This window comes from Synergistales bacterium, from assembly GCA_021736445.1.
Lineage (GTDB): Bacteria > Synergistota > Synergistia > Synergistales > Aminiphilaceae > JAIPGA01.
Genome location: JAIPGA010000008.1, coordinates 39,348 through 52,104 on the forward strand (window position 1 = coordinate 39,348; position 12,757 = coordinate 52,104).

Below are 12,757 nucleotides of genomic sequence, written 5' to 3' on the forward strand. Positions count from 1 at the left end.
GGGCTCTTCGCTCTTGCTCAGGCCTCTCCCAACAAATGCAGAAAGGCCTGTTCATCCAGAACGGCGACGCCCAGTTCCTGTGCTTTCGTCATCTTGCTCCCCGGCTTCTCGCCGGCCACCACGTAGTCGGTACGGGAGCTCACGCTACCGATCACCCTGCCGCCCAGGGCCTCGATGCGCTCCTGGGCCTCCCGCCTGGTGTGGCTCTGCAATTCTCCGGTGAGGACAAACCGCATTCCCTCCAGGGAGCGCTCCTCTGCGCCGTGCTCCTCCGGCAGTGACATGGCCACGCCAGCCTCCTTCAGCCGCCTGATGGTCTGCAGGTTCTGCCCGTCCTCGAAGAACGCCCGCAGGGACACCGCGATCCGTGGACCGATGCCTTCCACATCGAGGAGATCCTCCTCCGAGGCGCCCCGGAGGGCCTCCATGCCCCGGAAATGCCCGGCCAGGGTGGCGGCGATCTTGGCCCCCACGTACCGGATCCCCAGTGCGTAGAGAAGGTGGTCCAGAGAACGCTCCTTCGACACTTCGATCTGCCCGACCAGCTTCTCCGAAGAGACGGCTCCCATGCGCTCCAGCCCCTGGAGCTCCTCCGGCGTCAGATGGTAGAGGTCGGCGAAGTCCCGGACCATATCCTTCTCCACCAGCTGGTTGACGATCTTCTCGCCGAGACCGATGATGTTCATCCCGCCCCGGGAGGCGAAGTGGAAGACCCCCTCCTTCAGCTGCGCCGGACAGGAGCGGTTCGGACAGCGGACCGCCACCTCGCCGGGGATGCGTACCGCCTCGGCCCCGCAGACGGGACAGTGATCGGGAAATACGAAGGGCTCTTCGTCACCCTTCCGCTCTTCGGAAAGAGAACAGACGATCTCGGGAATGATGTCGCCGGCCTTGCGGACAACCACCGTGTCGCCGATACGGACATCCTTGCGCTCCAGTTCGTCACGGTTGTGCAGACTGGCCCGCCGGACGGTGCTTCCGGCGAGGTGGACCGGTTCGAGACGGGCCACCGGTGTCAGACTTCCGGTCCGTCCGACGGAGACGAAGATCTCCCGCACCGTGCTGCGCTTCTCCTCCGGGGGGTATTTGAAGGCCACCGACCAGCGGGGTGATTTCGCTGTTGTCCCAAGGCGCCCCCAATCGGGAAGAGCGTCTACCTTGATCACCACCCCGTCGGTCACATAGGGCAGGGTGAAACGCCGCCCTCGCATCTCCTCGATATACCCGAGGACAGCCTCGACATCGTCGGCGCACCGCTCCTCTCCCTGGGTGGGCAACCCCGCATCCCGGAGCCACTGGAGCAGCTCGCTCTGACGTGCGAGTCCCCGGTATTCGGGATGGACCACATGGTAGGTGGCGAGCTGCAGCCGCCGCTGAGCCGTGATGGCGGGGTCAAGCTGCCGGACTGCCCCGGCCGCGGCATTCCGCGGATTGGCAAAGGGCTGCTCTTCCCGCTCCTCCCGCGCTTCGTTCAGGGCGGCGAAATCCCTGCGGGTCATGAACACCTCGCCCCGGACCTCCAGCGTCCCGGAAAGGGGGGTGCGCAACGAAAGCGGCAGGCTGCGCAGGGTCTTGAGATTCCGGGTGACCTCCTCGCCGGTGGTGCCGTCGCCGCGGGTGGCGCCGCGAACAAATACGCCGTCCTCGTAGAGGAGCGACACCGCCAGCCCGTCGATCTTCGGTTCGCAGACAAAGACCACGTCATCGCGGTGGAGCTCGCGCCGCACCCGCTCCACGAAGTGCCGCACCTCTCCATCGTTGAAGACGTTGTCGAGGCTGAGCATGGGGATGGCGTGCCGGACCTTGACAAAGGCCTCCCGGGGCGCCCCCCCGACCCGCTGTGTCGGCGAATCGGCGGTCCGCAGCTCGGGGTAGGCCGCTTCAAGATCGGCAAGCTCCCGGAGCATGGCATCATATCTGTCGTCGTCGATGGTCGGCGCGTCCAGCACGTAGTAGCGGTAGGCGTGCTCCTTGAGTTCCTCCCGCAGTGCCCGGGCGCGGCGTTCCTTCTCCCGCGGCGCCATGGCTGCCTACAGATCCCTCGGCTTCATGGTGGGAAAGAGGATCACATCCCGAATGGAACGGGAGTCGGTGAGAAACATGGTCAGCCTGTCCATGCCGATTCCCATACCGCCGGTGGGCGGCAGTCCGTACTCCAGGGCGGTTACGTAGTCCTCGTCGTAGGGATGGGAGGTGTCGTCGCCTGCTTCCTTCCTGCGCTGCTGTGCCAGGAAGCGTTCCTTCTGGTCCAGGGGGTCGTTGAGCTCGCTGAAGGCGTTGGCCACCTCCGAACCATAGACAAAGAGTTCGAAGCGGTCGGTGAACTCGGGATCCTCGGGATCGCGTTTGGCCAGCGGCGAGATCTCCACGGGGTGCTTGAGCACGAAGGTGGGCTGCACCAGATGGTGTTCCACAAACTCCTCGAAGAACTCGGCGAGGAGACCGAACCGGGTTTCGTCGCCCTCGATCTCGATGCCGTGCTCCCTGGCGATGCTACGGGCCTCCTCGTCGTCGCCGAGGGTACGGAAATCCACGCCGGTGTGCTGCTCCACCAGCTCAACCATGGTGGCCCGCCTGAAGGGCGGCTCGAAGGAGAGATCCACCCCCTGGTAGGAGACCTTCCGCGTTCCCACGGCGTCTGCGGCGGCCACGACGAGCTCCTCGCAGAGTTCCATCATGTCGTTGTAGTCGGCGTAGGCCCAGTAGACCTCCATGGAGGTGAATTCCGGATTGTGCATGGTGTCCACACCTTCGTTCCGGAAAAGCCGGCCGATCTCGTAGACCCGCCCCAGCATGCCCACGATCAGCCTCTTGAGGTGGAGCTCCGTGGCGATACGCATGTAGAGATCCGTGCCGAGGGCGTTGTGGTAGGTGATAAAGGGACGGGCGTTGGCGCCGCCGGCAATGGGAGAGAGAATGGGCGTTTCCACCTCCAGGCTGTCGTGGGCGTCCAGCACCCTGCGGAAGGCCTGGGTGATCCGGCTCCGGGCCCGGAAGACCTCCCGCACCCGGGGATTGGCGATGAGGTCCACGTAGCGCTGTCGGTAGCGGACCTCCGTATCCTTGAGGCCGTGCCACTTCTCGGGAAGGGGTCGCAACGCCTTGGAGAGCAAGCTGTATGATGTGACCTGAAGCGACAGTTCGCCGCGCCTGGTCCGGAAGGGTGTTCCTCTGATACCGAGGAAATCGCCGACATCCACCCATTTCTTGAAAAACCCGTAGGCCTCCTCGCCGACGGCGTCCCGCTGGAAGTAGAGCTGCAACCTGTGGCGCTCGTCCTCGATATGAACAAATGAAGCCTTGCCGTGCTTCCGGATGGACATGGCGCGCCCGGCGGTGCAGATCTCCTCGTCTGCGTGGCCGCTTTCTCCCAATGATTCGTAGTGCTCCAGCACGTACCCAAGGGTGTGTTCCCGTTCCCACCCGGGGACGGCGAAGGGGTCGTATCCCTCTTCCTCCCGGAGGCGTCGGAGCTTCTCCATCCGCTGCTGGAGGATCTCCTCCTCCGGGGCCATGTGTCTTTCACTGCTGTTCCCGTCCTGGGCAACCATCAAGTCCGCTCCCTTCGTGAACATATTCCGTCCATTGTAGCAAAAGCTCATGCAGGTCATCGCGGCTCCGCATCGGACCGATTCTGCGACGGAGGTGGACCGCACCGGGCAGCCCTTTGAACATACCCCCAAGAAAGCGTTTCATCAAGATGATCGCCACCCGTTCGCCCTTTTCGCCCTCAAGCCTCCTGTAGAGACGCTGCAGCAGCGCCGCCCTCTCCTCTACCGCCGGGTGGCGCACCGGGGCTCCGGTCAACCGGAGGGCAAGCCGCCTGGCGAGGAAGAGATCCCGGACAACGCCCCGGGCAAGAAGCACGGCGACACAGCCCTCCCGGAGGTGGGCGAAGGCATCCGCTTCGGTAAAGATATCGCCGCTTCCGCTCACCATCCCCGGAAGAGCCCGGGCGATCCGGCAGACGGCACGGCGGTCGCTGATCCCGCTGTAGTGCTGCGACGCCGTCCGGCCGTGGACGGTGAGATGGGAGGCCCCGTTCGCGATCAGTCCCTCGCAGAACGCCAGTGTGGAACAGGGGGCATTGTCTCCTGTAAGCCGCAGTTTCACCCATACCGGTACCGGAACGGCTTCCCTGAGCGCACGCACCATGGCGAAGGCACGTTCCGGGTCCTTCAGCAGCGCAGCGCCTTCGCCGCGGCGGACCACCTTCCGGACCGGGCAAGCCATGTTGATCTGCACCGCATCGGGCCGCTCGCCCCATCCAAGCGCCAGCCCTGCCCCGGCCGCCATCGTCTCCGGTTCGGCGGAAAAGAGCTGGAGCACCACAGGGTGTTCGCCCGGTACGGGCAGCATCTCCCGGGTCTTCCGGTTGCCGTGGGCCAGACCGGCACAGCTCACCATCTCCGTATGGACGAGGCCGACGCCGAGCTCCCGGAAGAAGGCCCGCACGGCAGGGAGACTGATCCCGGCCAGTGGAGCCAGCCAGAAGGGGTTGGCCACAGCTACCCCGCCTACCGTTCCGCCCCGCCAGGGAGGCGTTGTCGGGCAGAGGCCCTCAGTCATTCCGTTCCGCATGTGCATAGATCAGCCGGAGTCCTTCCAGGGTCAACCAGGGATCGGTGTGTTCCACCGTCTCCGTATGGGGCACCACCACCTCGGCCTGTCCCCCGGTGGCGACAACCCGCGTCTCTGTCCCCAGCTCCTTCCAGATGCGACGCACCAGCCCGTCGATGAGACCGGCGTACCCAAAGAGGATCCCCGACTGGATCGACCCCATGGTGTTGGTGCCGATGGTCTTTTCGGGGGTTTCCAGGGCCACCCTGGGCAGCCGTGCGGTCTTGCCGAAGAGCGCCTCCACACCGACGTTGAGCCCCGGAGCGATGGCGCCGCCGAGATAGGCGCCCTCCGGCGAAAGCACATCCAGCGTAACGGCGGTGCCGAAATCGACGATCACCAGCGGCGCACCGTAGCATTCCCTGCCGGCGAAGGCGTTGACCAGTCGATCGGCGCCCACCTCGGCCGGCGAGTCGTAGTGTATCTCCAGGGGCACATAGGAAGCGTTGACCCGGATCGGCGCAATGCCGAGACAGGCGTAGATCCCGTCCCGCCAGGCCACTTCCAGCGGGGGCACCACACTGGAGATCACCGCAGCCCCGATCTCCCCGCGGGTGACACCGGCGATCTGCAGGAGGTTGAGCAGATAGACAGACAGCTCGTCGCCTGTCCGCTGCTGCGAGCTGAGCCGCCAGTGCGCCACCACCTCCCGATCGCGGAAGATGCCAAGCACCGTATGGGTGTTCCCCACATCCAACACAAGTAGCATCACGGTCCCTCCAGTCGGGCCCGCAGATGGGGCCCTCGGTCAGAGTGTCGCCGCTACCGTTGCAGCGAGAAAGGAACCCAGCAGCAGAAGCGCACGGATACCGCCGAGCCGCAGTCTGGCGGCGAGAAGCAGAGCCAGGGTTGCGGCCGTCACCAGGTGCAGCAGCGTTCCGCACTGGAGTTCCCAGGGGAGCAGCACTGGAAGGGCGGAGGCACCTCCCATCCAGAAGGCAAAGGCCTGCTCGGCAACCCCGGCGACCGCCGTTCCGCCAGGCAGCCCCAGAAGGGCGGGCACACTGCAGATGACGGCAAGGGGGAGCAGAAGGGTGTACACCGGCACCGCCACCAGGTTGACCAGAAGCCCCGCCAGGGGCACCGCACCGAAGACGGAGGCGATGGTCCCCGCCGTGGCGGACCAGGCTACCGGCGACACGAGGAGCGTTTTGCCGTACCGGGGAAGCGGCGTTCCCGCCAGAAGACTCAGCGACAGCGCGGCAAGCATGGAAAGCCGCCACCCCACGCTCCAGAAGAGAAACGGTTCAACCAGAAGCAGCAACACACCTGCCGCCGCCACGGCATTGGCAACCGTCCAGCCTCTGCCCAGCTGAACCCCAACAAGGAAGAGCTGCAGCATCACGGCGGCCCGCAGCGCACTGGGGGCTGCACCCGTCAACAGAACATACCCCCAGAGGAGCAGCGAGGTGGCGCCAAGGCCGGCGGCGCTCCACCCAAAAAGGAGATACCCCAGCAGGGCCACGAGCCCCACATGGAACCCCGAAACGGCAAGCAGATGGACCGTACCCAGCCGGGCGTTGAAGTCGGTCAGTGCAGGATCGCGTACGCCGAGCAACACCGCCAGGAGGTGCCCCCGGACAAGCGGCGGCAGGACCAGATCGATACGTCGACGCAGCAGGGAACGCCAGCTGTGCAGCGACAGTGCCCGCTTCCCGGCGGGACGGATCTTCTCCGCATCGATCTCGCCGGCAACCCCTCTGGCCCCCCAGTACCGGCGCGGGGAGAAGCCACTCCGTGTCTCCTCAAGGGGACGAATCCTCCCCTCGATGCGGATTCGCTCGCCCTCCGGCACACTCTGCACCGGAAAGACTGTGGTGAGGTAGCGGGTTCCCTCCAGCGCCACCACCAGGGCGCGGCCCGCCCCCCATTCGCGTTCCTCGACAACGGTACCGACACCCCCCACCCGGGCGGGGAGGGGCCCGGGCGCTTCGGTCCGCGCCACAAGCAGTACGGCGCCCCCTACAATGAACAGGGCGATCAGTCCCAGTGCGGGCCACCAATCGGGATCGAACCGATCCGTACCGAGCAGGAGCAGACCAAGGGCGGCAAGGAGCGCCGCAAGGAGTGCGGGAAGAAGGGGGACCCCCTCCCCGGCAAAGGCCAGCGCCAGACAACAGCCGGCGAGAAGGGGCAGAGCCGGCAGCTCGGTAAGCATGTCTACCGCCCGAACGAGACAAGGGGAGCGATGCTTTCCATCTTCTTGGGGCCTATGCCGCGCACCCTGAGCAGATCCTCCGGAGCCGCAAAGGGGCCGTTCTGTTCCCGTTCCTCGATGAGCGCCGCCGCCGTGACCGGTCCGATACCCGGCAGGGTCTCCAGCGCCTTCTGTCCCGCGGTGTTCACCGGTACGAGGCCACCCCCGTCCTCCTGTCCCTGGAGGGTTCCGCCGGTCACTGTCTCCGTCCCGGCACCTCCCGGCTCAGGGGGAGCGGCTTCACCCTCTCTGGGCACATGCACATGGACACCGTCGGCCAGCTCCGCCGCCATGTTGATGGCCTCCGCATCGGCCTCTGCGGCGAAGCCTCCGGCCCGGGCCACGAGCTGGTAGATCCTGGACCCGGATTCCAGATGGTAGACCCCCGGATTCTCCACACCGCCGGTCACATAGACCACCCACTCCGAGGGTTCCCGGCTGGGTTCCGGCACGCCTCCCGCTCCGGTTTCCTCCTCCTGATAGTGCAACGCCGGTCCGGCCAGTGACCGTTCGGCCTCGTCCTCCTGCCAGGCGCCGCTGAAGTAGCCCAGCATTCCCCAGGCGGCAAGGAAGCAGGCGACCCCCGCCACGATAAACAGTATTCCCCGCACCCTGGACATTCCGTCCGCCACCCCCTCTGTCACAGGACTCGCCGCTATGTCGCCGGCGGCCCGTCGCTCCGGTCCGCCAGGCGACCATGGAGGCACCACTGTTCTCCGCGTTCAATACGCACCCTCTCGATCCGCCCCAGCAGCTCCGCTCCTCCCGGGACAAGGACCACCTTGTCCGTAGGCGTCCTGCCCTGGATGAGGCCCTCTCCTTTCGGGGCGTACCCGTCGAAGAGCACCCTTTCCTCAACCCCCTCGTACCCCTTGCTGATGGAAAGGGCGATCTCCCGTTCCAGATGCTGGGCCTCGATCATCCTGGCCTTCTTGACCTCCTCCGGAACGGTCTCCTCCAGTTCCGCCGCTTTGGTTCCCGGACGGGGGGAGAACGCCGCCGTGTGCACCAGATCAAAGCGGGAGCGCTCCAGCACCGCCATGGAGGCCCGGAAATCCTCCTCCGTCTCCCCGGGAAAGCCCACAATGAGATCGCTGGTGAGCCCGAGCTCCGGCAGGGCTTCCCGAAGCATCTCCACCACCTGTCCATACTGCGCAACGGTATAGCCGCGGCGCATGCGCCGGAGGATCCGGTCGCTCCCCGACTGGACAGGCAGATTGAGTGCCGGGCAGACCACCGGTTCCTCAGCCATGACCGCCACCACATCGGCGTTCATGTCCTTGGGATGATTGGTGGCGAAACGGAGCCGACGGAGTCCGGGGGTTCGGGCTGCATCGCGGAGCAGCCGGGCAAAGCGGTAGCCATCCTCCCGGTCCTCGCCGTAGCTGTTGACATTCTGTCCCACCAGGGTGATCTCCCGCACCCCGTCACCTGTGAGCTCTTCCATTTCGGCGAGGATCGCCCCGGGTTCGCGGGACTGGAAACGGCCCCGCACATAGGGGACGATACAGTAGCTGCAGAAGTTGTCGCAACCGTGGGCGATGGTGACATAGGCTTTGTAGGGGTTGCCCCTGGAGAGCGGAGGCGTGTGGAGGTCATCGAGGGCCCGTGGGTCGCCATCCAGATGATTCTCCCGTCCGCTGCCGTGGACACAGCGCTCCAGAGCCCCCGGCAGGGCAGCGAGATGTCTGGGACCGGCGACAATCCGCACCCAGGGATAGCGCTGCATGAGCTCCCCGCCCACCCGCTGGGCCATACAGCCCACAACGGCGGTTACCGGCCGACCGTCCCTGCTCCACCGTCCCTTGAGACGGCCAAGCTCGCTCCAGACCTTCTGTTCCGCCTTCTCGCGGATGCTGCAGGTGACATAGATCAGTGCATCTGCCGTCCCGGGGTCCGCTTCGCGCCACCCCGCACGGAAGAGGGTGGTACGCAAACGGTCGGCGTCGTAGACATTCATCTGGCAGCCGAATACCCGCAGCGCAAAGCGTGCTTCCATCAAACCAGCTCCCTGTGTTCCGGATTGGAATTGTATCATGATTTCACGAAGCCCTCTCTCCGGAGCGGAGGAGGGGTTCCTCTATGCTATAGTAGGCCAAGCTTCCTGCGAATGGAGGGGTCGTCCCCGTGAAACAGCTTCTTCCGGTCTTGCTGTTCCTGTCTCTCTGTGTCCTCCCCGCTACGGCGGAAGGGATCTCCTTCCCGCAACAGGTGGGAACCTTCACGATGGATGAGGGCGGCACACAGACACTGCAAACCACCAAGGGTTCCGTCGGCAGCTGGCAGTGGGCCTCCTACAGCGAACACCCCGGCCTGCATATCCATGTAGAGCTCCTCTGCGGCTCCGGCCCGGGATCCTGGGATATGCCGATCTTTCCCGGCGTGAAAAGCGACGGCCCCATCGGTTCAGGATGGACAGCCGAGCGCATCGCTCTGGCAGATCGTCCCGGCGTCTACCAGCACCATCCGTCCCTCGGCGGCAGTATCACCCTCAGCCTTCCCGAAGCGTGCACACTCCAGGTGGAGAGCCCCGGGGCGACGAAGGCGCAACTGATCCGATGGACAGAAGCCTGGCTCCGGGAGAGCGCTCCCGGCGGCGAGAACAAAAAAACAGCGGGACCAGAGGCCCCGCCGGAAGATCGTTCAATGTAGGCAAACGCCCCTTACTCGGCCGGCTCGAACATGTCCTTCGCCACGCCGCAGACAGGGCATACCCAGTCGTCAGGAATGTCCTCAAAGGCCGTGCCCGGCGCGACACCGGAATCAGGGTCCCCGTTTGCAGGATCATAGACATAACCGCAGACAGTGCAGACGTATTTCTTCACGATGAAAACCTCCTCTCAAGACTTGAACGCCACCTCACAGAGCGCTGCCATATGCCCTGTGTCCCGGCAAACCTGTTATCAGCTTCATTATAGATGCACAGCCCAAAAAACTCAATCAGCGTGAAAGGGGATTGCCATGCTACTTGTCACCGGCGGAGCCGGATACGTAGGAAGTCATATCGTCCTCGCTCTCCAGGAACACGGCCGGGAGGTACTCATCGCCGACGACTTCTCCACAGGCCATCGGGATCTCGCCCTAGCCGACACGGAGGAGGCGGACATCCGCGACACCGCAGCCATGGCGGCCGTGATGGAACGGTACGGCGTGGATACGGTCATCCACTGCGCCGCCCGGAGCCAGGTCGGCGAGTCCATGCGCGATCCGGAGCTTTACTATCACGTTAATGTGGCCGGAACGCTCTCGCTTCTTCGGGCCATGCGGCAGAGCGGGGTACGACGCTTCGTGCTCTCCTCCACCGCCGCTGTCTACGGGACACCGGAAACGCTCCCCATCACAGAGGATATCCCCCGCCATCCCGAGAATGTCTACGGTGAAACCAAGCACTTCATCGAAAGCATGCTGCACCGCTACGCACAGGCCTATGGTCTCCAGAGCATCGCCCTCCGCTACTTCAACGCCGCCGGCGCGGACCCCGAGGCGCGCACAGGCGAGCACCACGTACCGGAAAGCCATCTCATCCCTCTGGTACTCGACGCAGCCATGGGACGGAGAGAATCGATCACCGTCTTCGGCGACGACTACCCCACCCGAGACGGTACCTGCATCCGCGACTACATCCACGTCACCGACCTCGCCGACGCCCATGTCGCCGCCGTCACCCGACTCCAACAGCTGGACACACCGGGGTTCGGCGCCTTCAACCTGGGGAGCGGCAACGGGTACACCGTACAGGAGATCATCACCGCTGCGGAATCCGTCACGCAATGCGCCGTCCCCGTCCACAGGGGCCCCCGCCGGGCGGGAGATCCCCCTTCGCTCATCGCCTCACGTCACGCGGCAGAACGGGAGCTCCGGTGGGAACCCCGCCGCGACACCCTGGAGGACATCATCGGGAGCGCCTGGCGGTGGCACCGGAAGCGCTTCGGATAGCGCTCCCACGCTCACACCACAAAGAGCTCCCTGGGGATGCTCGACGAGAGCACCGCACAGCCCTGGTCGGTGACCACGCAGTCGTCTTCGAGGCGCAGACCGCCTCTTCCCTCCACGTAGATCCCCGGCTCCACGGTAACAACGTCATTGCAGCGGAGCGCACCCAGAGCCGCCCTGGAGAGCCGGGGGCCTTCGTGCAGTTCCAGCCCCAGGCCGTGGCCGAGACCGTGGGGGAAACACGGGCCGTACCCCGCCTCGTCCAGGAAGGTGCGGGCCGCCTGGTCCACATCGCTGCCCTTTCTCCCGGCGGCGATGGCATCCATGCCCCGCTGCTGGGCCTCCCTGAGGAGACCGTGGATCTCTTCAGCCCAGGGATCGATGCGACCGAGACAGAAGTTTCTGGTGATATCGCTGACGTAGCCCTTGTAGCGCGCCCCGAAATCGACAGTGACGCACTCGCCTTCCCGTAACGACCGTTCGGTGGGTGCTCCATGGGGGAGGGCACCCCTCGGGCCCGAGGCGACGATAAAGGAGGGGCCGCCCCAGCCACCTTCGGCTCCGGCAAGCACGATGTTGTACTCCAGCAACGCCGCGAAGTGGCGCTCGGTCATCCCCGGCCGGGCGTCCTCAAGCGTGGCGGCCAGGGCCTCGCCGGCGATCCGTCCCGCTTCCCGGAGCAGCTCAAGCTCCATGGGATCCTTGCGGCGACGCAGCTCCAGCACCACATCCGAGGCATCGACCCATTCGACCCCTTCCCCGGGGAGCTGAGCAAAGTCGGCACAGGTCAGCCGCTCCGCTTCGTATCCGATACGCTGGAGGCTCTTCCGCCGAAGCAGCTCCCCCTGCACCACCGCCAGAAGCCTCCTGTTGCCCTGATCCACCACGGTACAGGGGGACTGCTCCTTGGCCTGCGCGAGATAGCGGCCATCCGTAATCAGCAGGGCCTCCTCGCCGGTGACCACCAGAGCCGAGCTGCTCCCGCGGAACCCGCTGAGATAGTAGACACTCTCCCAGTTCGCCCCTTCCCTGACGAGCAGGAACAAGGCATCCAGCCCGCGTGTCACCAATGCCTTTCGTGCCGCTGCAATCCGTTCCTCGATCGGTCCGTCCACCATCGTCATCACTCATTCCTTTCCCCTGGGCATGGCCAGAAGCCGCCACAGCTCTTCGTGCATCGCCTTGGGCGGAGACTGGGAGACGCCGCCTGACTGAGGCGCCACAGCACCGATCCGGGCCCAGGGGATACCGGCCTGTTCCAGGGCTTCTAGGGCGGGGGCTTCTTTGCGTCGGGGCACCACAGCCAGAAGCACCCCCGAGGAGATCAGCTGAAGCGGATTGAAGGAGAGCCGTTCAGCGGCCCGTGCGGTCAGGCCATCCACGGGGACCCCTGCCTCGTCAACGGTGAGACGGAGCTCCCCGAGCAACCAGGCGATCTCGGCCACACCGCCCAGCAGTCCGCCTTCCGTGGGATCGTGCATGAACGAGGCATAGGGTCGGAGAAGACGGGCCTCAGGCAGGATGGAGAGCTCCCCGCTCCAGCCGCGGAGCCGCCGCAGTTCGTCCTCGCCGAACAGTCCGCGCAGCAGGTCCGGTCTGTCCTGGGCCAGGATGGACATCCCCTCCAGACCGGCGTGCTTGGTCATGATCAGCACATCGCCCGCCCCGATATCTTCGGCACGCAGACAGCGCTCCGCCCTCCCGAAGAGGGTCCCCGAAAGGACCGGTGCCTCATAGCGGTCGGTAAACTCCGTATGTCCCCCGACAATGGCGATCCCCAGCTCCCGGCAGGTGCCGTGGATCTCCTCCATCAACCTCTCCACAGCGGCTTCGCCGCAGGAAGAGGGCAGAATCAGCGTCAGTAGAAAGTAGGCGGGTTCGGCCCCCTTTGCCGCCACATCGTTGGCGTTGATATGGACCAGAAGGCCTCCCGCCCCCACCTGGGCCCCCACGACAGGATCCGAGGAGGCCACCAGGTACCCCCCCTTCTCCCAGGCGATCACGGAT

General features: G+C 65.4%; 12 protein-coding genes. 2 read left to right on the forward strand and 10 right to left on the reverse strand.

Annotated features, from left to right (window positions below; all coding sequences use genetic code 11):
- Positions 1-17: 17 nt before the first annotated feature.
- The 7 genes from ligA to miaB are packed head-to-tail and all read right to left on the reverse strand — an operon-like array spanning position 18 to position 8,816.
- The gene (gene ligA, locus K9L28_02680; protein MCF7935236.1) at positions 18-2,024 is read right to left on the reverse strand and encodes an NAD-dependent DNA ligase LigA; all 2,007 of its coding nucleotides are present in this window, start codon (positions 2,022-2,024) and stop codon (positions 18-20) included.
- Between the two features lie 6 nt (positions 2,025-2,030).
- Complete coding sequence (gene lysS, locus K9L28_02685) at positions 2,031-3,575, reverse strand: lysine--tRNA ligase (GenBank protein MCF7935237.1); 1,545 nt, start codon at positions 3,573-3,575, stop codon at positions 2,031-2,033.
- Positions 3,523-4,569 carry a tRNA-dihydrouridine synthase family protein gene (locus tag K9L28_02690; GenBank protein MCF7935238.1) on the reverse strand — a complete coding sequence of 349 codons (1,047 nt, stop codon included), beginning with the start codon at positions 4,567-4,569 and terminating at the stop codon, positions 3,523-3,525. The genes lysS and K9L28_02690 overlap by 53 nt, the downstream gene beginning before the upstream one ends.
- Complete coding sequence (locus K9L28_02695) at positions 4,562-5,329, reverse strand: type III pantothenate kinase (GenBank protein MCF7935239.1); 768 nt, start codon at positions 5,327-5,329, stop codon at positions 4,562-4,564. The genes K9L28_02690 and K9L28_02695 overlap by 8 nt, the downstream gene beginning before the upstream one ends.
- 39 nt (positions 5,330-5,368) lie before the next feature.
- Complete coding sequence (locus K9L28_02700) at positions 5,369-6,778, reverse strand: ComEC/Rec2 family competence protein (protein MCF7935240.1); 1,410 nt, start codon at positions 6,776-6,778, stop codon at positions 5,369-5,371.
- Positions 6,779-6,780: 2 nt separating this feature from the next.
- Positions 6,781-7,437 (reverse strand): ComEA family DNA-binding protein, encoded by a 657-nt coding sequence (locus tag K9L28_02705; GenBank protein MCF7935241.1) that lies wholly within the window; start codon positions 7,435-7,437, stop codon positions 6,781-6,783.
- Between the two features lie 35 nt (positions 7,438-7,472).
- Positions 7,473-8,816 carry a tRNA (N6-isopentenyl adenosine(37)-C2)-methylthiotransferase MiaB gene (gene miaB, locus K9L28_02710; protein ID MCF7935242.1) on the reverse strand — a complete coding sequence of 448 codons (1,344 nt, stop codon included), beginning with the start codon at positions 8,814-8,816 and terminating at the stop codon, positions 7,473-7,475.
- Between the two features lie 128 nt (positions 8,817-8,944).
- Here miaB and K9L28_02715 point away from each other — a divergent pair, with 128 nt between their 5' ends.
- Positions 8,945-9,469, forward strand: coding sequence for a hypothetical protein (locus K9L28_02715; protein MCF7935243.1), 525 nt, complete (start codon positions 8,945-8,947; stop codon positions 9,467-9,469).
- An 11-nt stretch (positions 9,470-9,480) separates the two neighbouring features.
- On the opposite strand, the gene K9L28_02720 is transcribed toward K9L28_02715, so the two are convergent.
- Positions 9,481-9,642, reverse strand: a complete 162-nt coding sequence (locus K9L28_02720; protein ID MCF7935244.1) for a rubredoxin — start codon at positions 9,640-9,642, stop codon at positions 9,481-9,483.
- A gap of 136 nt (positions 9,643-9,778) precedes the next feature.
- On the opposite strand from K9L28_02720, the gene galE reads away from it, so the two are divergent.
- Positions 9,779-10,753, forward strand: a complete 975-nt coding sequence (gene galE / locus K9L28_02725; GenBank protein MCF7935245.1) for a UDP-glucose 4-epimerase GalE — start codon at positions 9,779-9,781, stop codon at positions 10,751-10,753.
- Positions 10,754-10,764: 11 nt separating this feature from the next.
- On the opposite strand, the gene K9L28_02730 is transcribed toward galE, so the two are convergent.
- Together K9L28_02730 and K9L28_02735 are read right to left on the reverse strand one after the other, a co-directional pair.
- Complete coding sequence (locus K9L28_02730; protein ID MCF7935246.1) at positions 10,765-11,868, reverse strand: Xaa-Pro peptidase family protein; 1,104 nt, start codon at positions 11,866-11,868, stop codon at positions 10,765-10,767.
- Between the two features lie 9 nt (positions 11,869-11,877).
- On the reverse strand, positions 11,878-12,757 hold an 880-nt coding region (locus K9L28_02735; protein ID MCF7935247.1), incomplete at its 5' end, for a hydrogenase expression protein.